Source organism: Streptomyces sp. R28 (assembly GCF_041052385.1).
In the GTDB taxonomy this organism is placed as follows: Bacteria; Actinomycetota; Actinomycetes; order Streptomycetales; family Streptomycetaceae; genus Streptomyces.
Genome location: NZ_CP163439.1, coordinates 8,974,729 through 8,996,094, shown reverse-complemented (window position 1 = coordinate 8,996,094; position 21,366 = coordinate 8,974,729). Strand labels below are relative to the sequence as shown.

19 protein-coding genes and 1 pseudogene are annotated in these 21,366 nt (G+C 72.1%); 8 read left to right on the top strand and 12 right to left on the bottom strand.

What is annotated here, in order from left to right; translation table 11 throughout:
• The first annotated feature begins 214 nt into the window (after positions 1-214).
• The 6 genes and pseudogenes from AB5J49_RS39495 (at position 215) to AB5J49_RS39470 (ending at position 4,073) form a co-directional block, all read left to right on the top strand.
• Positions 215-1,336 carry an ADP-ribosylglycohydrolase family protein gene (locus AB5J49_RS39495; RefSeq protein WP_369173698.1) on the top strand — a complete coding sequence of 374 codons (1,122 nt, stop codon included), beginning with the start codon at positions 215-217 and terminating at the stop codon, positions 1,334-1,336.
• A gap of 39 nt (positions 1,337-1,375) precedes the next feature.
• Complete coding sequence (locus AB5J49_RS39490) at positions 1,376-1,870, top strand: NUDIX domain-containing protein (protein ID WP_369173697.1); 495 nt, start codon at positions 1,376-1,378, stop codon at positions 1,868-1,870.
• Between the two features lie 195 nt (positions 1,871-2,065).
• Positions 2,066-2,221, top strand: a pseudogene (locus tag AB5J49_RS39485) (NAD(P)-dependent oxidoreductase); the annotation flags it as partial.
• A gap of 109 nt (positions 2,222-2,330) precedes the next feature.
• Positions 2,331-2,672 (top strand): hypothetical protein, encoded by a 342-nt coding sequence (locus tag AB5J49_RS39480; protein ID WP_369173696.1) that lies wholly within the window; start codon positions 2,331-2,333, stop codon positions 2,670-2,672.
• 259 nt (positions 2,673-2,931) lie between these two features.
• The gene (locus tag AB5J49_RS39475; protein ID WP_369173695.1) at positions 2,932-3,657 is read left to right on the top strand and encodes an NAD-dependent deacetylase; all 726 of its coding nucleotides are present in this window, start codon (positions 2,932-2,934) and stop codon (positions 3,655-3,657) included.
• Positions 3,658-3,701: 44 nt separating this feature from the next.
• Positions 3,702-4,073, top strand: coding sequence for a VOC family protein (locus tag AB5J49_RS39470; RefSeq protein ID WP_369173694.1), 372 nt, complete (start codon positions 3,702-3,704; stop codon positions 4,071-4,073).
• 12 nt (positions 4,074-4,085) lie between these two features.
• Here the strand turns inward: AB5J49_RS39470 and AB5J49_RS39465 are convergent, their stop codons facing one another.
• Positions 4,086-4,568, bottom strand: a complete 483-nt coding sequence (locus AB5J49_RS39465) for a methylated-DNA--[protein]-cysteine S-methyltransferase (protein WP_369173693.1) — start codon at positions 4,566-4,568, stop codon at positions 4,086-4,088.
• A 9-nt stretch (positions 4,569-4,577) separates the two neighbouring features.
• Positions 4,578-6,065: an AlkA N-terminal domain-containing protein gene (locus tag AB5J49_RS39460; RefSeq protein ID WP_369175407.1), complete on the bottom strand. Its 1,488-nt coding sequence runs from the start codon at positions 6,063-6,065 to the stop codon at positions 4,578-4,580.
• Positions 6,066-6,229: 164 nt separating this feature from the next.
• Here AB5J49_RS39460 and AB5J49_RS39455 point away from each other — a divergent pair, with 164 nt between their 5' ends.
• Positions 6,230-6,592: an ArsR/SmtB family transcription factor gene (locus AB5J49_RS39455; protein ID WP_369173692.1), complete on the top strand. Its 363-nt coding sequence runs from the start codon at positions 6,230-6,232 to the stop codon at positions 6,590-6,592.
• Between the two features lie 35 nt (positions 6,593-6,627).
• On the opposite strand, the gene AB5J49_RS39450 is transcribed toward AB5J49_RS39455, so the two are convergent.
• The 6 genes from AB5J49_RS39450 to AB5J49_RS39425 form a co-directional block, all read right to left on the bottom strand.
• Positions 6,628-7,092 (bottom strand): hypothetical protein, encoded by a 465-nt coding sequence (locus tag AB5J49_RS39450; protein WP_369173691.1) that lies wholly within the window; start codon positions 7,090-7,092, stop codon positions 6,628-6,630.
• 32 nt (positions 7,093-7,124) lie between these two features.
• Positions 7,125-8,669: an FAD-dependent monooxygenase gene (locus AB5J49_RS39445; protein WP_369173690.1), complete on the bottom strand. Its 1,545-nt coding sequence runs from the start codon at positions 8,667-8,669 to the stop codon at positions 7,125-7,127.
• Positions 8,670-8,836: 167 nt separating this feature from the next.
• Positions 8,837-10,066, bottom strand: coding sequence for an MFS transporter (locus AB5J49_RS39440; protein ID WP_369173689.1), 1,230 nt, complete (start codon positions 10,064-10,066; stop codon positions 8,837-8,839).
• The gene (locus AB5J49_RS39435; RefSeq protein ID WP_369173688.1) at positions 10,056-11,375 is read right to left on the bottom strand and encodes a condensation domain-containing protein; all 1,320 of its coding nucleotides are present in this window, start codon (positions 11,373-11,375) and stop codon (positions 10,056-10,058) included. Before AB5J49_RS39435 ends, AB5J49_RS39440 begins: the two co-directional genes overlap by 11 nt.
• Before the next feature lie 12 nt (positions 11,376-11,387).
• Complete coding sequence (locus AB5J49_RS39430) at positions 11,388-11,633, bottom strand: phosphopantetheine-binding protein (protein ID WP_369173687.1); 246 nt, start codon at positions 11,631-11,633, stop codon at positions 11,388-11,390.
• Positions 11,630-13,522 carry an amino acid adenylation domain-containing protein gene (locus tag AB5J49_RS39425; protein WP_369173686.1) on the bottom strand — a complete coding sequence of 631 codons (1,893 nt, stop codon included), beginning with the start codon at positions 13,520-13,522 and terminating at the stop codon, positions 11,630-11,632. The genes AB5J49_RS39430 and AB5J49_RS39425 overlap by 4 nt, the downstream gene beginning before the upstream one ends.
• Before the next feature lie 59 nt (positions 13,523-13,581).
• Between AB5J49_RS39425 and AB5J49_RS39420 the strand changes: the two genes are divergently transcribed.
• Positions 13,582-14,313, top strand: a complete 732-nt coding sequence (locus AB5J49_RS39420) for an HAD family hydrolase (RefSeq protein WP_369173685.1) — start codon at positions 13,582-13,584, stop codon at positions 14,311-14,313.
• 8 nt (positions 14,314-14,321) lie between these two features.
• Here the strand turns inward: AB5J49_RS39420 and AB5J49_RS39415 are convergent, their stop codons facing one another.
• From AB5J49_RS39415 to AB5J49_RS39400, 4 genes are read right to left on the bottom strand one after another with little or no spacing between them, the layout of a single operon-like run.
• On the bottom strand, positions 14,322-15,764 hold the full coding sequence (locus AB5J49_RS39415) for an SDR family NAD(P)-dependent oxidoreductase (protein WP_369173684.1): 1,443 nt from the start codon (positions 15,762-15,764) through the stop codon (positions 14,322-14,324).
• Positions 15,757-18,219 (bottom strand): HAD-IIIC family phosphatase, encoded by a 2,463-nt coding sequence (locus AB5J49_RS39410; RefSeq protein WP_369173683.1) that lies wholly within the window; start codon positions 18,217-18,219, stop codon positions 15,757-15,759. The genes AB5J49_RS39415 and AB5J49_RS39410 overlap by 8 nt, the downstream gene beginning before the upstream one ends.
• The gene (locus AB5J49_RS39405; RefSeq protein ID WP_369173682.1) at positions 18,219-20,054 is read right to left on the bottom strand and encodes an aminotransferase class I/II-fold pyridoxal phosphate-dependent enzyme; all 1,836 of its coding nucleotides are present in this window, start codon (positions 20,052-20,054) and stop codon (positions 18,219-18,221) included. The genes AB5J49_RS39410 and AB5J49_RS39405 overlap by 1 nt, the downstream gene beginning before the upstream one ends.
• The gene (locus tag AB5J49_RS39400) at positions 20,051-21,328 is read right to left on the bottom strand and encodes an FAD-dependent oxidoreductase (RefSeq protein ID WP_369173681.1); all 1,278 of its coding nucleotides are present in this window, start codon (positions 21,326-21,328) and stop codon (positions 20,051-20,053) included. Before AB5J49_RS39400 ends, AB5J49_RS39405 begins: the two co-directional genes overlap by 4 nt.
• Positions 21,329-21,366 lie beyond the last annotated feature (38 nt).

Sequence of the window (21,366 nt, the reverse complement as noted above, 5' to 3'; positions counted from 1 at the left end):
GCGCTGTGTCACCTGTTTTTCCCCTTGCTCTCCGGGCCTCGCGCACGGCAAGGCCAGTCGCGCCGCTGCGACCTTAACCGGAGGACACCCCCGCCGTCATGCGCTGCCCGGACCCTGAGAAGGAGGTGGGAACAACGTACGAGCGCCCTGGGAAACCCCTGTACGAGCTGCCGAACCCCGAGCGACCACCGCCGGAATTGGGTAGACCGGTTCTATGACCCCTGTGGGCACTGAGCCAGAGCTCGCCGACCGCGTCCTCGGGGGCTGGCTGGGCCGGATCGCGGGCAACATGCTCGGCAAGCCGGTCGAGCAGGGCGACCTGTGGACGCGGGACCGTATCGACCGCTATCTGCGGCAGGCCGCAGCCCTGCCCCTCACCGACTATCTCCCGGAACCGATCAGCGAGAGCGACGGCTTCGAGCTGCGCCCGGAGTGGCGGAGCTGCGTACGCGGCCGGATCCACGGCAGCTGCCGCGACGACGACGTCGACTACGCCATCCTCGGTCTCGACCTGCTCGAGACCCACGGCTTCGGCTTCAGCACCGAGCAGGTCGGCGACCTGTGGCTGCTGCGGCTGCCGTACCTGCAGACCTTCACGGCGGAGCGGGCCGCGTACCGCAACCTCGCGAACGGTCTGAAACCGCCGCTCACGGCCACGTACGACAACCCGTACCAGGAGTGGATCGGCGCCCTCATCCGCGCCGACATCTACGGCTGGACCTGCCCGGGCGACCCGACCCGCGCCGCCTCCCTCGCCCGCCGGGACGCGGTGCTGTCGCACACCGGCAACGGGGTGTACGGGGCGATGTGGGCGGCGGCGCTGATCGCGGCGGCGTTCACGGCGGCCACGGTCCGGGGGGCCATCGACCAGGCACTCGCCGTCATCCCGGCGAGCACCCGCCTCGCCCGCACCGTACGCCGGGTCACCTCGCTCCATGACACCCGGATGACCTGGGAGGACACGCTCACCACGGTCGCCGAGGAGACCGCCGGGCTCGGCTGGATCCACACCATCCCGAACGCCGCCGTGCTCACCGCCGGGCTGCTGTACGGCGACGGCGACTTCACCCGCACCATCACGCTCACCGTGCGCGGCGGCCTGGACACCGACTCCAACGGGGCGACGGCCGGTTCGGTGGCGGGTGTGCTGACCGGGGCGGAGGCGATTCCGGGCCAGTGGACCGAGCCGCTGGAGGACACGGTGCGCAGTGCGGTGTTCGGGTTCGACGGGGTGCGGATCAGCGAGCTGGCGGAGCGGACGGTGCGGCTGGCGCAGGCGCAGGCGCAGGTCCGGGCGACGGTGCGCCGGGGGGACGCTTCCCTGCGCGGGGCGTGAGGCCGAGGTGCGGTCGCGCAGGCTGGTTACCCTTCCTCAATGACCACCACGCCAGACTTCGCCACGTACATCGCGGGTCTCCCCCGCGTCCTCGCCGGGGCCGCTGCCCTCTTCCGTGACGAGGAAGGCCGGGTGCTGCTCGTGGAGCCCAACTACCGTGAGGGCTGGGCGCTTCCGGGCGGCACGATCGAGTCCGACGACGGTGAGACCCCACGGCAGGGCGCGCGCCGTGAGACGGCCGAGGAGATCGGCCTCGACCGCGAGCTGGGCCGGCTGCTCGCGGTGGACTGGGTGCACGGGACGGGGCGGCCGCCGCTGGTGGCGTACCTGTACGACGGCGGGGTCCTCGGCGAGGACGACTTCAAGGCGATCCGGTTGCAGGAGGAGGAGCTGCTGTCCTGGCGGCTGGTTCCGCGCGACGAGATCACCGGTCATCTGCCCGGCGCCCTGGGTCGCCGTGTCCTGGCCGCCCTGGACATCCTCGCGGACGGCGGCGGGACGGCGGAGCTGGAGAACGGTCACCGGGTGGGGTGACCCGGGGGGCGGGACACGTCGGGGCGGGGCGGGATCAGCCCTCGACGCCACTCATGCCCTTCGTCGCCGTCCTCAGTGGCGCCGGTGGCTCGCCCCCGTCGGCGGCGGCACGAAGTGGCGGCCGGCCATGGGCCGGGAGATCAAGAGCCGCTCCGTCAGCCACGCCGTGTTGATCAGCCGCGGATCAGGCCCAAGCTCACCAAGGGCCCCGCCAAGGGCGGCTACCTCGTCGGCGAGCGCCTCCTTATGAAGGGCAACCCGACGATCAGCCGCGCGGACGTCGCCGACTTCATGTACAAGTCGGCCCACAGCCCCGAGTGGATTCACCGCGACGCCGTCGTCACGGACTGACGAGTCCTGATTGCCCCGCCTCACAACTTCCCGCTCGACTCCCTGCTCGGCGGCAACCTGCGGATGAACCGCATCGGCTTCGGAGCCGTACGGCTGTCCCCCCCCCACGATGGAACCGCAATACGGCGAGTCCGTCGCCGAACGCTTCGGAGCACTCGCCGCGATGCACCTCGCCGAGGCCCGTGCGATCACGCCCGTCGCCGCCATGCACGACGACTTCCACGCCGGCAAGCGTGACGACGGCCGGGCTCCTGACGGCCTGTGCGGAGCCCGGCATCGCCGTCGTCCCGTGACGTCGACGACGCCATCGCCTTCTCCCGTACCGGAGGTGCACGAGCGTGACGGGCCCTGTCAGGCGGTGAGCAGGTCGTTCCCCGGACGGCGGCGCTACGGCATCTGGCCACGCGTCCCGGCCGCCCAGCAGACCTGGGGGGGGACGGGGCGTGGCTGATCACCTGGGAGGTGAGCGATGACTTCGCCATCATCCCGGCGCGACCATCCGCCGGCTCGGGACACGCCGGCGGCCACCGTGGTGCACGGGATCTCGTTGCCGGCGCCGTCGGGCCGGGCGTGAGTCCGGGTCCGCGGGAGGGCGTCCGTGCGGGCGCGCGAGGTCCCGCAGAGGCGCGTGATCCCCCGGGGCGAGTCCGGTAACGGAGTGGAGAGATACTCGCTCGCCCCAGGGCGGTCGAGCGTCCTACTCTCGGCCCATGAACAGGCCCCTCGTAGCCGTCCTCAGTGGCGCAGGCATCTCCACGGATTCCGGGATCCCTGATTACCGCGGGCCGAACGGGCTGTGGCGGCGAGATCCGGAGGCCGAGAAGCTCGTGACGTACGAGTACTACATGGGCGATCCGGAGATCCGGCGGCGCTCGTGGCAGATGCGGCGCAAGAACCGGACGCTCAAGGCCGAGCCCAACGCGGCGCACCGGGCGGTGGCCGAGCTGGAGCGCTCCGGAGTGCCGGTGCGGGTGATCACGCAGAACGTGGACGGGCTGCACCAGCTCGCCGGGATGCCCGCCCGCAAGGTGCTCGAACTGCATGGCAGCGCCCGGAGTGTGCTCTGCACGAAGTGCCATGCGCGCGGTCCGATGGAGGACGCCCTCGCACGCGTCGAGGCCGGCGAGGACGACCCGCCGTGCCTGGAGTGCGGCGGCATCCTCAAGTCCGCGACGGTGATGTTCGGCGAACGGCTCGATCCGGTGGTCCTCGGCGAGGCGGTCGCGATCACCAAGGCCTGCCAGCTGTTCATCGCCGTCGGGACCAGCCTCCAGGTCCAGCCCGCCGCCGGCCTCGCGGGCGTCGCCGCCGACCACGGCGCCCGGCTCGTCATCGTCAACGCCGAGCCGACGCCGTACGACGACCGCGCCGACGACGTCGTACGGGAACCCATCGGCACGGCGCTGCCGAAGCTGCTGCGCGAACTCGCCCAGTAGAAATGCTGGTGCGGGGGATCGCCGCGTGGATCAGAATCCGTGCCATGACTTCTGCGATCCGCCATATGACGATCGACTCCGCCGACGCCTACGCTCTCGCCGGCTTCTGGTCCCAGGTGCTGGACCTGCCCGTACACAAGGACGACAAGCCGGGTGACGAGGAGGTGCTGATCGAGGGGGCGGGCCTGCTGTTCGTCACCGTCCCGGAGCCCAAGACCGTCAAGAACCGGGTGCACCTGGACCTCCAGCCGCAGGACCGCACCCGGGACGAGGAGGTCGAGCGTGTGCTCGCCCTCGGGGCCACGCTGGTCGACGACCGCCGCAACCCGGACGGCAGGGGCTGGGCGGTCCTCGCCGATCCGGAGGGCAACGAGTTCTGCGTGGAGCGCGGTGCGGCGGAGCGGGCGGCCGGCTGAGCCGGCGCCGGTTCAGAACAACGCCGCCGCGCTCTCGAAGTCGAGCAGCCGCTGCTTGCGGTCCAGGCCGCCGCCGTAGCCGGTGAGGCCACCGTTCGCACCGACGACGCGGTGGCACGGGACGATGATGCCGACCGGGTTCTTGCCGTTGGCGAGGCCGACCGCGCGGGAGGCACCGGAGTTGCCGAGGGAGTCGGCGAGTTGGCCGTAGGAGCGGGTCTCGCCGTACGGGATCTCCCGCAGTCGCTCCCAGACGCGGCACTGGAACGGCGTTCCGCGCAGGCTCAGTTCGAGGGTGAATGCCTTCAACTCGCCCGCGAAATAGGCCGCCAGCTGGTCCTCGGCCTCGGCGAAGGGGGACTCGTCGCGGGCGCCGAAGGACTCCTCGGGCGGGCGGTGGCGTTGGTCGGACATGTAGAGACCGCACAGGACGCCGTCCTCGGCGACGAGGGTGAGCGGGCCGTACGGGCTGTCGATCACGGTGTGCTGTTTCACTGGCTTTCCTTATACGGGGAGGAAGTTGATCGGGTGGCTGTCCGTCGCCCACAGGTACTGGACGGCGTACGCCCGCCAGGGGCGCCACGCGGCTGCCCGGGCCGTGAGGGCCGCCGGAGTCGACGGGAGGCCCAACTCCTGGGCGGCACGGCGGATTCCGAGGTCGGTGGCGAGGAACGCGTCGGGGTCGCCGAGGGCGCGCATCGCGATGACGTCGACCGTCCAGGGGCCGAAGCCGGGGAGGTCCAGGAGCCGGGCCCGGGTCTTCGGCCAGTCACTGTCGGGCCCCAACCGCAGCTCACCGTCGGCGAGTTGACGTACCAGCGTCGTGAACGTCGTACGGCGGGTGCGGGGCATCGCCAGTGACTCCGGGTCCACGGAGGCCAGCGCCTCGGGGGCCGGGAAGAGGTGCGTGAGGCCACCCTCCGGGTCGTCGACCCGCTCGCCGTGGGAGGTGACCAGGCGGGCCGCGTGGGTACGGGCGGCCGCCGTGGAGACCTGCTGGCCGAGCACGGCCCGTACGGCGAACTCCGCCTCGTCGACCGTGCGCGGGACCCGGCGGCCGGGCGCCTTGTCGACCAGGGGGGCGAGCAACGGATCCGTGCGCAACTGGTCGTCGATCGCGACCGGATCGGCGTCCAGGTCGAGCATGCGGCGGCACCGGCTGATCGCGACGGTCAGGTCGCGCAGGTCGCTGAGGGTGAGGCGGCAGGCGATGTGGTCGGGCCGCGGGGTCAGGGCCACGATGCCGTGGCCGTACGGCAGCCTGAGCGTGCGCCGGTACGCGCCGTCCCGCCACTCCTCGACCCCGGGCACGGCGGTCGCCGCGAGGTGGCCGAAGAGGTTGTCGGGATTGAGGGGGGCGCGGAACGGCAGGCGCAGGGTGAGGGCGCCGGCCGCGTTCCCCAAGGTCTCCGAGGCCCCCTGGATGCTGCGAGGGGCGCGGGCGCGCAGGTCCGTCGGGGCGAGGGCGAAGACCTCGCGCACGGTGTCGTTGAAGGTGCGGATGGACGCGAAACCGGCCGCGAAGGCGATGTCCGCCATGGGCAAGGGCGTCGTCTCGATGAGGAGACGGGCCGCCTGGGCGCGCTGGGCCCGGGCCAGGGCGAGCGGGCCGGCGCCCAGCTCGGCGAGGAGCTGGCGTTCGATCTGCCGGGTGCTGTAGCCGAGCCGGGCGGCGAGGCCGGGCACGCCCTCGCGGTCCACGACGCCGTCGGCGATCAGCCGCATCGCGCGGGCCACGAGGTCGGCGCGCTGGTTCCACTCCGGGGAGCCGGGGCTGGTGTCCGGGCGGCAGCGCTTGCACGCCCGGAACCCGGCCTGCTGGCAGGCGGCCGCGCTCGGAAGGAACCGCATGTTCTCCGGCTTGGGCGGGACCACCGGGCAGCTGGGCCGGCAGTAGATCCCGGTCGTCACGACCGCCGTGAAGAACCAGCCGTCGAAGCGGGCGTCCTTGGACTGTACGGCGCGCACGCAGCGCTCCGTGTCGATGTGCATCCCCTTCTGCATGCGTCCAGCATCGACCACCGGGGCCGACGAGGGCTGGCGAGAATCCGACATCAACCTCGGCTGCGCTGGGAGCCGCCGGATCACCCGAGTCGAGCCCGGCGACACATGAAGAGACATTCATGTGTTCATGTGCGGTGGGTAAGATACCCGGCATGGGTCATGGAGCCGTCACCGCCGCGCAGGACACCACCGAGCGCGTACGCCTGGACGCGGCCAACGCAGCCAAGGTGGCCACCACCCTCCAGGCCCTCTCCACCCCCTCCCGCCTGCTGATCCTGGCGCGGCTGCGCGAAGGGCCGTTGCCCGCGACGGAGTTGGCGGCCGAGGTGGGCATGGAGCAGTCCGCCTGCTCGCACCAACTGCGGCTGTTGCGCAATCTGGGCCTGGTGGTGGGCGAGCGGCGCGGCCGGTCGGTCGTGTACGCGCTGCACGACCACCATGTCGCCGAGCTGCTCGACCAGGCCGTGTACCACGTGGAGCATCTGCGGCTGGGGATCAGCGACGCGGCCGAGTGACCGCGAGCCGCCGCAGCGGGAGTACGTCGCAGCCGTTATGACGCGCTCGGCGCAGGGGCCGGGCCCGTACCCCGCAACTGCTGGACGGTTCCGCCCAATCTGGGGCGGAGCTCCTCCAGCAGCTTGGGCTTCGCGCTGACCACCCAGCGGGTGCCGACGAGGTACTTGCCTCCGTAGACGGAGGCCGCGTCCAGCCAGGTGAGCTTGTGCTTCTCCTGCGGGAACGTCGTGATGAGGTAGTCGCCCTTCTCCGTGTGGCAGACACCCTCGCGCAGTTCGTCCGCATCGGTCCGGATCTTGACCTTGCACCCCGTCAGGTCGGCGATGACCTCGACCTTCGCGGGTGCCACGACGCCGACCGCGGTGGCGGACACGTTCGTCGGACTGCTCTTCGCGGCGGTTCCCTTGTCCTCATCCCCGCCGCACGCGGTGGCCAGGAGCAGGAGAACCAGACTGCCGGCCGTCGCGATGCTTGCTCTGGTTGGTCGGTGTGGCTGCACGAGGAGTGGTACGGATCGACGTCGGGAGCCGTTCACCCCGGGTGTCCTGTCCGCTCGATCGGCAGCCAGCGGGCAACGTAGGCCCCCAGCCCGTCCAGTCCGGCACCGCGTGCGACATAACCGAGGTGGCCGTCGGGGCGTACGAGTCCCTGGGCGACGCCCGGCCAGGGACCGCGGTCGTCGAGGCGGTGCACGGTGATCAGGTCGGCCCGGCCGTCCAGGACCGGGGCGAGCCGTGGGTCCGGCCAGAGGCGGGGCGGGCCGGTCAGGAGCAGGTGCCAGCCGGGGGCGGCGGCGACCCGGGCCTGCAGTCCCCGCGGCCGGTCGGGCAGCCGGTCGCCGGCCCGCGGGCCGCGGCGGGGCGGTCGGGTGCCCGTCGCCGAGGCAGGGCTGCGGCGGTAGTGGATGCCGAGTTCGGAGACGGTGCGGAAGACCCGTCCGCGCGGTGCCGTCGCGCGCACCGCCAACGGGGCCAGACGCGGGACGAGTTGGGCGCGGGCGAACCGGAGGACCGGATTCGCGCTGGTGCCGATGACGAACGCGCGGTCGGTGAACCGCCGCACGTGGCGGCCGACCGGGGCACGTTCGATGCCGTACGTCTCCAGCAGTTCCTGCGGTGCGGCGCCCCGGCACACGAGGGCCAGCTTCCAGCCCAGGTTGAGGGCGTCCTGAATGCCGGTGTTCATGCCCTGCGCCCCGGCCGGACTGTGGATGTGGGCCGCGTCGCCTGCCAGGAAGAAGGGCCCTGACCGGTACCGGGCGGCACCGCGGTTGTGCAGCCGGAAGTCGGTCATCCAGACGGGATCCCGCAGGACCAGCCCGTCCGCACCGTACCGTTCGGCGATCTGTTGCAGCAGCGGCACCGTCACCTCGACGTCCGGGGCGTCCGACGGCCGCATGGCGAGCATGCGCCAGGGGGCCGGTGAACCGAGCGGGAAGAAGAACAGCATCCCGGCCCCGGTCATGTACGAGTGCACGGCGCCCGGCTCCAGGCCCTCCACCTCCAGGTCGGCGAGCAGGTACGTCTGCGGGTAGGCGTAGCCCTCGAAGCCGATGCCCGCCTGGGCGCGCACGGTGCTGTGGGCGCCGTCGCAGCCGACGACGTAGCGCGCCGACACGACGTCCTGTGCGCCGTCGCGGCTCCGCAGCCGGCAGACGACGTGCGATCCCCGCTGCTCCAGCCCGACCAGCTCGGTGCCGCGTTCGATCGACACGTCGCGCGCGGTCAGGTGCTCACCGAGGACGTGCTCCGTCTCGGCCTGCGAGAGGAACAGCAGGAAAGGGTACGGGGTGTCGGGCAGCCCGATGTCGAAGAGCGGTACCGACACGGTGCGCCGGGCCAGGTGCAGGCGCAACCGCATCGCGGGATTGCCGCGGGCCACCAGCCGGTCGGTCACGCCGAAGCCCGCCAGCGCCTCCAGGGTGCGGGGCTGGATGCCGAGTGCCCGGGACTCGCGCACGCGGTCGAGGGAGCGGTCGACGATGCGGAACGTGGCCCCATGGGCGCGCAGTTGCGCGGCGAGCGCGAGTCCTGTCGGTCCCGCGCCGACCACCAGTACATCCAGCGGTGCCGTCATGGGTCCACGGTAGCCAGGACGAGCCGGCCGAGGAGCGTGGCGATCGGCACACTGACCGCGAAGACCCATGTCGACCGGGCCATGACCGGGCGGCCGACCTCACCGGCCCCGGCCGAACGTCTCGTACGGTTCTGTCGGCGGGGGCCGGAAGGGCGGTGGCGCGTGTTCTATTCCACGGCGAGGCTCGGTTGCTTCAGGCCTGCCTTGCCCACCAGGCCGAACGCGGTCGTCAGCCAGGCGATGCCCTGCACGAGGCCCGCGGTGAGGAAGAGCACGGCCGGGGGGAAGGCGGCGACCATCCAGCCGCCCAGCAGGGCGGCCGGGAGGATGGCGGTGAACGACAAGGCCCGGTTGACCGCGACCACCCGGCCCATGTACTCGGCGTCGACGACCTTCTGCCGGTAGGTGAACCAGCCGACCACGATCAGCGAGGTCGCCGCGCCGGCCAAGGCCCAGGCCGGCGCGAGTACCAGGACGTTCGCCGTCGTCATGGGCAGCAGCAGCGCCACTGCGAGCGCCCCCATCCCGGCGGACAGCAGCGGTCCCTCGGCGAACCGCCGCATCAGGCGCGGGACCACGGCGGCTCCCGCCACGGCGCCCGCGCCCTGGGCCGCCACGGTCAGGCCCAGGTCGAACTTGGACTGGCCGGTGGCCTCGGTGACCACGTACACCAGGTTGGCCTCGACCGCGTGCACCGCGAAGTTGGTCAGCGTCAGCAGGATCGTGCCGGACCGCAGCACGGGGTCGGCGAACAGCAGCCGGAAGCCGGTCAGCAGGTCGGGGGTCAGGCCACGCAACGCCTGCCGAAGGGGAGCCGTCAGGGTGGTGACCGGGGATACGGCGGTGAGGATGATGAACACCGCGGACAGGGCGAACGCCACCGCGTTGACCGTGCTGGCCACCGCGGGGCCGAGGTAGGCGACCACGCCGATGCCGACGATCGGGCCGAGCATGTTCAGCAGGCTCTCGGAGCCCTGCACCCACGCGTTCATCACGGCCCGCCGCTCCTCGGGCACGCGATCGACCAGGAAGCCCTGGAACGCCGGGAAGTAGAGCGGACGCACGCACGACAGCGTGAACGCGGCCACGTACACCGCCGCCACGGGAGGCCGCTCCAGCAGGCAGAGCAGCGCGATCCCGCCGACCACCACGGAGGAGCTCAGGTTGCAGCCGATCATGAGCTTGCGCCGGTCCATCCGGTCGGCGACCACCCCGCTGACCAGCCCCACCAGCACGTACGGCACGAATTCGAGCGCGTAGGTGAAGGCGGCGAAGAACGCCGAACCGGTCAGTTCCAGCACCAGCAGGGGCAGCGCGAACCGAAACACCCACTCACCGGCCGTCGAGACGATGAACGCCGCCCTCAGCAGGGTTTCATCGCGACGCTCAGGCAGCACCGGAGCCCTCCAGCGGCAGCAGCGGATCGGCCACGACCGCTTCCAGCAGCGCCACGAGACGGTCGAGCAGAGCGGAGATGAAGTCCGCGGACAGCCGGTCGGCCTGGTAGTACGCCGAGAGGGTCAGCTGTTCGCCGTCCGATTCGCCCACGAGCATCAGTTCGCTGCGGGGACGGAAGCCCTCGTCGGACAGCGGGAAGGGGGTGGTCGTACCGGGAGCCAGGTCCAGGCCCTGGCCGTGGAGCTGGGCGTAGAGCATGTTCAGCACCACGCCGATGGGGGCGTCGGGGTGGGCGTACTGGTCCGGGTTGAACGCCTTCACCAGTTCGGCGAAGGGAATCTCGCCGTGCTCCTGTGCGTCGAGGCTCGCCTCCCGCACCCGTCGCAGCGCGTCACGGAAGGTGTTCGTGCCCGCCAGGTCGGTCCGAACCACCAGCAGTTCCGCGAGGGGCGCCACAAGGTTCTCGCGGCCGGCGGTCTCGCGGTTGTAGACGTTGACCGCCACTGCCTGGTCGTCGCTGCCGGTGTGCTCGCGCAGTGCCACGTAGAGCGCGCACAGGACGAGCATGAAGAGGGTGACCCGCTCGCGCGCGGCGAACCTCTGTACCTCGCGCACCAGCGCCGAGGGCAGCGAGCGGGTCAGGTAGCCCCCTTCCGGCTTGGCGCCGGGGGCCTGCTTCGGCACGTCCAACCGGGGTATCGCCCCGGAACCGGCCAGCCGCTCGCGCCAGAAGGACATCATCCGGGCGCCGTTCTCGCCCGTCAGCAGGTCACGCTGGTCGCGTACGTAGTCCTGGTAGGTGTAGGCGGTCTCCGGCAGCTTGGGCTCCTGGCCGGCGTGGAGCGCGCGGTAGATGGCCGACAGTTCCTCCGTCAGGACTCCGCGTGCCCACCCGTCGACCACCAGGTGGTCGAAGGTCAGGACGACGAAGTGGTCGTCCTCGGCCACGCGCACGACGCTCGCGCGCAGCCGCTCCGGCTGGTCGGCGGGCAGGGGGCGCGCCGCCTCGGCCCGTACGCGCTCCACCGCGCCCGTCTCGTCGTCCGCCTGGAACACCTCGCTGCGCAAGGTGGTGTCCGCGTGGAGGAGCTGGTCCCGCGGGCCGGGGAAGCGGGTGCGCAGCGCCTCGTGCCGGTCGGCCAGCAGCGCCAGTGCCCGGTCGAGGACCGTCCGGTCGAACGGGCCGCGGACCCGGTAGGCCTGCGGGATCGTGCGGATCGACGGCACGCCCAGGGCGCGGCTGCGCTCGTCCATCAAGAGCCTGCCCTCTTGATAGCTGAGGGTGGGCAGCGGCAGTGGTGCGGACATGTGCGGTGGCTCCTAGGCGGTCTGCGGGGCGGTGTCGAGGCGCTGGGCGACCAGATCGGCGAACTCGCCGAACTCGGCGTGGTCGAGGACCTCGCGCATGGAGACCTTGACGCCGAGCGCGGTCTCCAGCCGGGCCACCATCTGGGTGGCCAGCAGGGAGTGGCCACCGAGGAGGAAGAAGTCGGACTCCTCGTCGATGGGGGTGCCCAGTACCTCGGACCAGATCTGGGCGACGGTCTGCCGGACGGTGGTGCTCATGGGGACTCGCTCTCTCCGGCCATCAGCCGGGCTCTGTCGATCTTTCCGTTGGCGGTCAGCGGAAGTCTTTCGGTGACGATGTAGCGGGCGGGCACCAGGTAGGCGGGCAGCGAGGCCCGCAGCGCCGCGCGCACGGCCTTGGCCAGTGACTTGTCGTCCCCGGCGATGTGGGCGGCGAGTCGCTTGCCGCCCAGGGGGTCGGTCTCCACCAGGACGCACGCACCGCGCACGCCGGGCTGGGCGAGGATGGCCTGTTCGATCTCCCCCGGCTCGATCCGGTGACCGTTGACCTTGGCCTGGCCGTCCTCGCGTCCGAGGAACTCCAGGGTGCCGTCGGTACGGAAGCGGGCCAGGTCGCCCGTGCGGTAGCAGCGCAGGCCACGCAGGCGCCCGGACTCCGGGACGGGGAACCGCTCCCGGGACTGTTCGGGCAGGCCGAGGTAGCCGGCCGCGAGCCCGTCGCCCTCGGCCCACAGCTCGCCCGGGACGCCCGGCGGCACCGGGTGCCCGCCCTGGTCGACCACGAAGACCCTGGTGTTGCGGACCGGTGCGCCGATCGGCACGGTCGCGGTGCCCGGGGGCAGCGGCTCACGCATCAGGTGGCAGCAGGTGAAGGTCGTGTTCTCGGTGGGGCCGTAGCCGTTGACGACGGTGAGTCCGGGGTGCCGGGTCAGCAGGCTGTTCACGTGGTGCGGGGAGACGACGTCGCCGCCCGAGAACAGTCGGCGTACGCCGGAGAACGCGTCCGGCTCGTGCTCGGCCATCTGGTGGAAGAGCCCGGCCGTCAGCCACAGCACGGTGATCCCCCGCCCGGCGATGAGCCCGGCCAGCTCGCCGAGGGTCAGCGGGCCGGGCGGGGCCACCTCCAGCCGCGCGCCCCGGGCCAGCGCACACCACACCTCCAGCAGCGCCGCGTCGAAGGTGGCGGGCGCCAGGTGCAGGACCACGTCGTCGGGCCCGAAGTCGATACGGTCGTCCGCGGTCAGCCGGGCGATGCCGCGGTGGGTGAGCTGAACCCCCTTGGGGGTACCGGTCGATCCGGAGGTGTACATCACCGTGGCGACCTCGGGCTCGGCCCGCTCCAGCGGTGCCGCCGACGGTTCGACGCCCTCCACGGCCAGCGCGGTGCCGACCGGTACGCGCCCGGCGAGCGCCTCGCTGGTGAGGGTGACCCGGACTCCCGGACCGGACATCATCAGCCGCAGGCGCGGCTCGGGGTAGGCGGGGTCGAGCGGTACGGCCGTGGCCGCGGCCATCGCCACACCGACCATCGCGGCGACCGACGTCGGGCCGCGGTCGAGCAGGATGCCCACGGGGTCACCGGGGCGCACGCCCCGCTCCGTCAGCGCGCGGGCGATGCCGGTGGCGTACTCCAGCAGTTCCCGGTAGGTGAGCGTCGTGTCGGGCGCGGACACCGCCACGGCGTCGGGCTGCTTGCCCGCCCACGCGGCGAACATCCGGTGGACCGGCTGGTCGACCGGGAGCCGGTCCGGCCCCGACCAGGCGGTGAGCAGGGCCCATTCGGCGTCGTCCACCAACTCGACGTCGGCCAGGGGCCGCTGGGGCTCGGCGAGTGCGGCGGCGGCGAACCGGTCGACGCGGGAGTCGAGCGCGTCGGCGATGTCGTCGGGCACGGGGCCGACGGCCAACTCAGCGCCGCCGTCGGGCAACAGGGTCACCGGCAGGGGCTCGCCCTGGGCGCCGCCGATCCCGCCGACCGGTACGGCGCCGTCGGTGCGGCACAGGCGCGCGACGAGGGCGGCGCATGCCAGGCCCAGGACGCGCTCGGCCGTCGTGCCGGTGGCCGAGGCGAACTCCGCGGCGGCCGTGACCACTTCTTCACCCAGCCGCGCTTCGCGGGCGGTGGGCCCGCTCACAGCGTCCTGCATGTTCCCCGCCTTCCCCTACGATCAAGATCCCTGAGTGCGTCCGACCGGGAGAGCAGGCCATGAGCACCTTGATCGTCTTCGATATCGACGGGACACTGCTGCGCAGTGTGGCCCCGCACCAACTGGCCTTCCACGGAGCGCTGCGCGACTGCGGACTCGAGAAGATCGACTCTGCCTGGGGCGGTTACGCCCACCACACGGACTCGTGGATATTCCGAGAGGTCTTCCGGCACAACAGGGGACGGTTCCCCGACGAGGCCGAGACCCAGTGGTTCGCCGACCGGCTGCACGCCCGCTTCGTCGAAGCCGCCGAGCACGAGAAGGTCGAGCAGGTCCCCGGCGCGGCCGCCTTCCTGCGCGGGCTGGAGGCGTCCGACGGGTACACGGTGGCGTTCGCGACCGGCGGCATGAGCGAGGTCACGGCGGTGAAGCTGGCACTGCTGGAGGCGCCCGGCCCGGTGGCCACGGCCAGCGACCACACCTTCCGGGAACACGTGGTCCGGGAGGCCATCCACCAGGCGGGCGAGGGCTTCGACCGGGTGGTGTGCGTCGGCGACGGGCCGTGGGACGTGCGTGCCGCTGTGGCCACGGGCAGCGAGTTCATCGGCATCGGGGAGTCGACCGAGCCGTTCGGCACGTGGTTCCCTCGTACGCACCTGTTCGGCTCCTTCGACGAGATCGACCCCGCCGCGGACTTCTCGCTCGTCCCGCCCGCAGGGCAGGTCGAGGCCGAACCGGACGCCGACAAGGCGTTCACGGGCCGGCCGGCGCGCTGCGTCTGCTGGAGCTGACCGCACGTTCACTCCCCGACCTGTTCGGCCACGACGCGGCTCAGCTGGTCGAAGCGGCCGGTCGCGGTGAGGCTCTCGGCCGGCAGCCGGATGCCGAACTCCTCCTCCACGGCGAGCACGATCTGGATCTGTCCCAGTGAGTCCCAGCCCGGGGTGAGCCCGACGCCGCCGTTGCGCACGTCCGCGTCGGGGCCGAGGATCCGGCGGACGGCCGCTTCCACCCGCTCCGTGTGCCCGCTCACGACCGGGCCGCCCTGGGACGGCCCTGCCGAGGATTCGCGGGCGGCCGGCCCGGCCGCCGACGAGGCCGCGCCCTCCTGGGCGGCGCCGCCGTCCAGGGCGTACCTGGTGACCCCGTCCGTGGACAGCCACACCCGACGCGCAGGCGCCGTCGTGTCACCCACCTCGGCGGCGACCAGTTCCGCGACCTCCTCCGGCAGCAGGCCGAGCACTCCGGAGGGGCGGACGTCGGCGGAGTACCGGCCCTGGACATAGCCGGGTTCGACGACCACCGCGCGCACCCCGCCGGCTCCGTGGTGCCGGTCGATGCCGCGCAGCACGCTTTCGGCTGCCGCCTTGGCGGCGACGTAGTCGGACCAGCCCCTCGGGTGGTAGCGCGAGGCCTCCGACCCGAGCAGCAGGACGCACCCCTGCTGGCGCAGCAGCATGCCGTCCAGCACGGCGTCGGCCAGGTCCCGCAGACCGGCGTAACCGGTCTCGAAGTGTTCCTGGTGCCCGGCCGCCAGGGGGGCGGCGGCGGCATGCACGAGGGCTGTGGGCGCGAGAGAAGCAAGCTTCTCGGCCGCCGCGGCACGGTCGGCGGGCACGGTCAGATCGGCTGTCACCGAGTGGACGGTGACGCCGGTTTCCTCGCACTGGCGGACCACGTCGTCGATGCCGCCCCGGTGGACGAGGGCGAGGTCCCAGCCGCCCTTGGCCAGTGCACGGGCGACCGCGGCACCGATGTCACCGGCGGCGCCCGTCACCGCGGCGAGCCTGGGCGCGTCGGCGGGAAGGAAACGGCCGCCGGGGTTGTCGTCCGGGCGGGGGCGCGGCGACCGTACGGTCGTCTTCACCTCGCCGTCCAGGACCAGCTCGCGGTCCTGGTAGGCCCGCACGCGGCAGGTCAGCACCCCGGTCGCCGCGCTCTTCGAACGCAGCCGCAGGGAGTAGTCCACGGGACGGTCGAAGGCGACGGCGCGCACCGGGCGGAACGCCGTGTCGAGGATGACCGCTCCGGGGCCGGGCAGGACCATCCCGATCAGCGCGGACACCGGTCCCAGCACCATGGCCAGCGGCACGATGGGCGCGCCGAACTCGGTCCCGGCCGCGTGCTCGGGATCGTGGTGGATCGGGTTGTGGTCGCCGGTGGCCGCTGCGAAGGCGGCGAAGTCCTCGGCGGTGAAGGTGCGGCTGCTGTGGGCTACGGCGCCCGGCTCGAGGTCATGCATGGTCGGTCTCCGCGTCCGTGTGGTCGACGACCCGCAGCCAGCTGGGGGCACTGTGGTCGCCGATGAGGTCCAGGTGCCAGCTGCCGTCCGCGTCACCCGGCGTGTAGCCCTCGTCCGCGAACACGGTGCGGCAGGGGGCGTTGCGCTCGGTCGGCAGCACGAGGCCGTGCAGGCGGGTGCGTCCGTCGGCGGCCAGCCGGGCCGCCAGCCAGCGCAGCGCACCCGTCTCGACGCCCCGGCCCAGGACACGGCAGGACAGCAGGTAGCAGTCCACGGTGGTCTCCGTGCCGTCGTGGGTCAGCACCACCACGCCGAGTTCCTCGCGGGCGCTGAACCGGTCGGCCACGCCGAGGACCAGCACGTCCGAGTCCGGCGCGGCGGCCAGCCGGCGCAGTTCGGCACGGGAGTGGCGCCGGGTCGTCGTGTTGAACTGGTTGGTCTTGGCGCACAGTTGGGCCGCGCGGGCCACGTTGCCGTCGGTGAGCGGGCTGATGTGCAGCTCGGTGCCGAGCGAGGCGTAGAAGTCCTCGATCCGCTCGTAGCCGCGCCGCTGCCGCTCGACCTTCTCACGTGCCCGGTACTGCTCGGTGCGCCGGCGGTCGGCGTCGGTCACGTTGAACACGGTGACGAACGGGCTGTCCAGCAGCGTGTGCGCGTAGTCGGCCGGGTCCTCGGGCAGTTCCGGCACGATGACCTGCGGCAGGAACTCGCGCACCCGCGCGCGCTCGACGGGGTTGTCGTCGAGGAACAGCACATTGGCCAGGCCCACGTTGAGGCGGGCCGCGATGTCGGCGATCGCCTCCGGCTTGGGTCGCCAGCCGATCTCCAGGGCCACGAAGTCGTCCTCCCGCAGTGCCATCCCCGAGTGCTGCCGGATCGCGCGCAGGGCCAGGTCCTCGTCGTTCTTGCTGCACACCGCGAGCGCGACGCCCTGCTCACGCAGCGACTTCAGCACGAGCTGCAGCTTGCGGTGGGCGTTGCCGGGGTGATCGGTGCCGACCTGGATGCCTTCGATGCCGTCCTCGCCCACGACGCCGTGCCACAGGGTGTTGTCGAGGTCGGTGACGACGACTCTGGCCGTGCGTCCGAGTACCGAGAGCGCCAGGCCCCAGAAGCGGCGGGCCAGTGCGGCGCTCAGGGCGACGCCGTACGGGATACGTCCCACCTGCCACAGCCGCGCGTCGACCAGCGGGCCGCCGCCCGCGCGTGCGACGACCTCGGCGAGGTCGACGACGTGGACGTGCTCGTGACCGCCGAGTCCCTCGCGCAGCAGCCGGTTGGCGTCGGCCACGATCCCGCTGGTGTCGACCGTGGACGGCTGCAGCGGCGCGAAGGACAGGACGAACACCGGCCGGTCGGTGGTGGCGGCGTAGGCGCTCACCAGGCCGGCGTAGTGCTCCACGGCGTCCGGGAGCCGGTCGTCGACGCCCTCGTCGAGACCGTCGACGGCGAGCACGTCCTCCAGCCGGTCGGTGAAGAAACTCGCGTGCGCGTCGAAGCCGCGCAGCGCCGAGGCCGGGTCGTGGATCTCGCGCGCGAGCATGCCGTACTCGGGCGCATGGAGGGCACAGGGCTCGTGGCCGAGGACCCGCCGGCCCTCGGCGGACATCTCGGTGGCCAGGATCTCCTGGTTCCGCGAGCCCAGCAGGGCCAGCCGTACGGGCTCGCGGGCCAGTTGCCGCGCCCGGTGCTCGATCACCCTGGGCTCGCGCAGGAGCACCCAGGGGTCGTCGGTCAGCATCGCGTCGCAGACCCGGGCCAGGTCCGTCGTGGACACCGACTCCACGGCGGCGCCCCAGAGGCCGGCGCGCGCCATCAGGCCGGTGTCGCGGAGGCGGTCGAAGACCGGCGCGAAGTCGAGGGTGGAGTCCAGCGCCGTGTCGCGGACGATCATCGTCAGGTCGAGCCCGGCCGGCCCCGCGCCGAAGTCGGCCGTGCCGGTGACCTTCATGGTGTGCCGGTAGGGGACTTCCGCCAGTTCCTCGTAACGGTGCACCTGGGTACAGGAGTTCCAGCTCGCGCCGAGTGTGACGATGCGGGCCGCCTCGCGCTCGAAGACCTCGAAGACCGTGTCCGCGCCGAAGGCCGTGTCCGACCGGCAGGCCGTCAGCTCCTCGGCCAGCGGTCCGGCGACGGCGAACGAGTACACCGGGTGCGGGGTGCGACGCACCTCGGGCAGGTCCAGGAACCACTCCACCAGCACGCCGGTGTTCGGGACGGAACGGCGGTGGTGGTACTCCTTCGTACGGCAGAACTCGAAGGTCACCGCGGGCAGCGCCAGGGTCACTCCGTCGGCGACCAGGGCGCGCAGCGCGGCCAGCAGGTCGCCACGCAGCCCTTCGATCGGGGTCCGGAAGGCGAACAGGGACGAGTGCAGCACCACCAGCCGGTCCGCCGGGTCGATGACGGACCGCAGGGCGGCGTACAGCTCGTCGCGCCGTGACGTGCCGCCCATCAGGACGCTCCGCCGCCCGCCGGGGCGGCGACGGCCACACCCAGGACGGCCGCCAGTGCGTCCACCATGCGCCGGTTCTCCTGCGGAGTACGGCACGACACCCGCAGGTACCGGTCGCCGTCCGGCATGGACTTCCCCCCGCAGTCCTTGAGGAGGATGTCGTACTCGGCGAAGACCCGGCGCACGACGGCCAGCGCGGAGACGTCCTGCGGCAGCCCCACCATCACGTAGTTGGCGTCCGGCGGATACACCGTCAGGCCGGGCAGTTCGGTGAGCCTTGCGGCCAGTTCGTCGCGGTCGCGCCGGACCTGTTCGCAGCTGGCGGCGAAGGCGTCCTGGTAGCGGGGCAGCAGTCGCAGGAAGCATTCGGCGAAGCCGTTGACGTTCCAGATCGGCAGCGCGGCGCGGACGTCGGCGACGAAGTCGAGGTCGGCCGAGGTGAGGTATCCCAGCCGCAGGCCGCCGATGCCGTAGACCTTGCTCATGCTCTTGATCACGGTCAGTCCCGGCAGTTCGGCCAGGTCCGGCTCGAGGCTGTGTCCGGGCTCGCAGAAGTCCACGAAGGACTCGTCGACGACCAGGCGGATCCCGCCGTCGGCGAGGAGCCGGGCGAGGGTGACCAGGTCGGCCCGCGGCACCGCCATCGCCGTCGGATTGTTGGGCGAGGTGATGATGACCGCGGCGACACCGGCTCGCAGCGCGTCCTCGGCGACCGCGGCCGGGTCCATGGTGAAGGCGGGCGAGGGCAGGTGGATGCGGTGGATGTCCTGCTCGGTGAAGACGGCCTCGTACTCGTTGAAGCCGGGCACCACGAGTCCGACCCGGCCGAGCAGGCCACCGAGGATCTTGATCAGTTCCGACGCGCCGTTCGCCACCACCAGCCGCTCCGACGGCTGGCCGATCGCCGCGCCGAGGAGCATCTGCAGCGCCCGGTGCCCCATCGGGTAGTGCACCAGTGCCTCCCGGAAGTCGTCCATCAGCTGGTCGACCAGCCGGGCCGGGGGGAAGTAGAGGTTGTACAGCAGGCGGTGGTCCACCAGGTCGTAGCGCCAGTAACCGCCGTACATGCCCTGGAGCATCTCGAGGCGGTCGTCGGAGCTGCGGAAGAGGTACTCCGCGGCGCCGTGGTCGGTCAGGTCGTCGACCTCGTACCAGCGCAGGTCGCCGCAGTCCACGCCGCGGACCGGGAACCGGCCGGCCTCCACCGTCTCGGCGATGACCAGCTCGTAGTAGGCGTCGTGACCGCCGCCGGCTATCAGCGACTCCAGGCCGGGAACGAACTCCTCACTCAGGTAACGCTCGCGGAGCAGGTGCACGTTGACGGTCTTGTAGGTCTGCGTCAGGTCACTGTCCGGCTCCTGTTGTGCGGGCAGGAGCATCGCCGAGAGCGTTCCTTCGGCGTCGAGGGTGACGACGGTGCCGTCCATCTCCCGTCGGTACGGGGCGATCGCCGTCACGATCTCGCCGTCCGCCGCCGACAGCCTGCGGAGCAGTTCGCCGTCGAACACCACGTCGCCCTCCACCAGGTAGACGTCCTGGTCGAGGTGCTTGTGGGCCAGCCACAGCGAGTAGGCGTTGTTCGTGGTGCGGTAGGCGTCGGACTCCACGTAGCCGATGTCCATGCCGGCGAACTCCTCGCCGACGGCCAAGCGCACCTCGTCGGCCTGGTGGCCCACCACCAGGACCGCCTCGCGCACCCCCGCGGCGGCCAGGTTCTCCAGCGTGCGGAACAGGATCGGCTTGCCCGCGACGGGTATCAGCGGTTTGGCGTTGCCGAGTCCGAGCCTGCGGCCCAGGCCGGCCGCCAGGACGACGGCCTTGGTCGGCGTGCTCATCGTTGTGTCTCCCCCGTTGTCGTCACATGGTTCAGCAGGTCGTCGAGGACGACCTCGCCTATGTCGTGCTGGTACAGCCACACACCGTCGGCCCTGCGGGTGTAGCTCGGCTCGCCGCCGACCTCCTTGGACGGGGCGAGGCCCGCGCCCAGGCCGTATGCGACGAGCTGCGGGTACGCCGTGCCGTGTGCGTCGACCAGGTGTCCCCGGTCGTTGACGACGGTGCCGGTGGGGCCGGTCGCGGCCGTGAACAGCGCGCCGTCGGCGTGGCGGATGGGCGGGAGGTCGGCCTCGAAGCCGTTGGCCATGACGATGGTGTCGGCTTCGGCGAGCGCCTGTTCCGCGGCCTGGCGGGCGGCCGGGGTGTCCACCTGGACCAGCCGCACCGGCAGCGGGTCGCTGCCGGGCAACCGCAGTGCGGCACGGGCCAGTTCATGGGCGCGGCCCCGCAGGCCGCCGTAGCGGTTGACCCGTCCGTTCACCGGACAGACGTCGAGCACCGGATCGAAGGCGTATCCGTCGGCCCTGGCCCGGTCGGCGCTGTCGTAGAACAGGCGGATGCCGGTGCGGTGGATCACCGTGATCTCGTCCACCGCGGGGAGCATCAGATGGACCACCGACCAGGCGCTGTGCGACCCGCCCACGACGACCACCTTGCCGCCCGCGCCAGGGAGGTCCTTGCGCGCGTCGATGAACGACTCCGAGTGGCGGACGCGTTCCTGATGGGGCGCCAGGCTCAGGCCGGGGACGATCTCGGCCTTCGCGAAGTCGGCCTGGGGGCGTCCGCCGGTGGCGATCACCGTCCGCCGGGCGGTGAGTTCCCGGCCGTCGCCGGTGGTGACGCGGACTCCGTCGTCGCGCAGGGCGATGCCGGTGACCCTCTCCCGTACGACGGCGCAGCGCGGGTGTTCCTCCAGGAAGCCGGCCACCACCGCACCGAGGCGGGCGAGGAAGGGGGCGACCACCGACAGCGGCGGGTGCTCGTCGGCGAGGGCGCGCAGTCGGCGGGTCTCGGGCAGGTCGCGCAGCGCGGCGAGGGCTGTCCCGTCCTCCAGGCCGTCGAGGCACTCCATGAACGGCCCGCCGAGGGAGTTGGCGCCGATGCGGTAGTGCGCCAGGCCGCCGGGGCCGATCGGACCCGGTTCGACGAGGGCGATGCCTCGGTCCAGCAGAGCGTCGAGCCGACCACTTCTGCTCGCGGTGATGATCGGTCCGAGCGCGGCGGGGCCTCCGCCACAGAATACGAATCCGAAGGAATTGTCGTCGGACGGCAAGAAGAATCCCCCAAGAAAAAGCCAACGGTTCCCGCGTC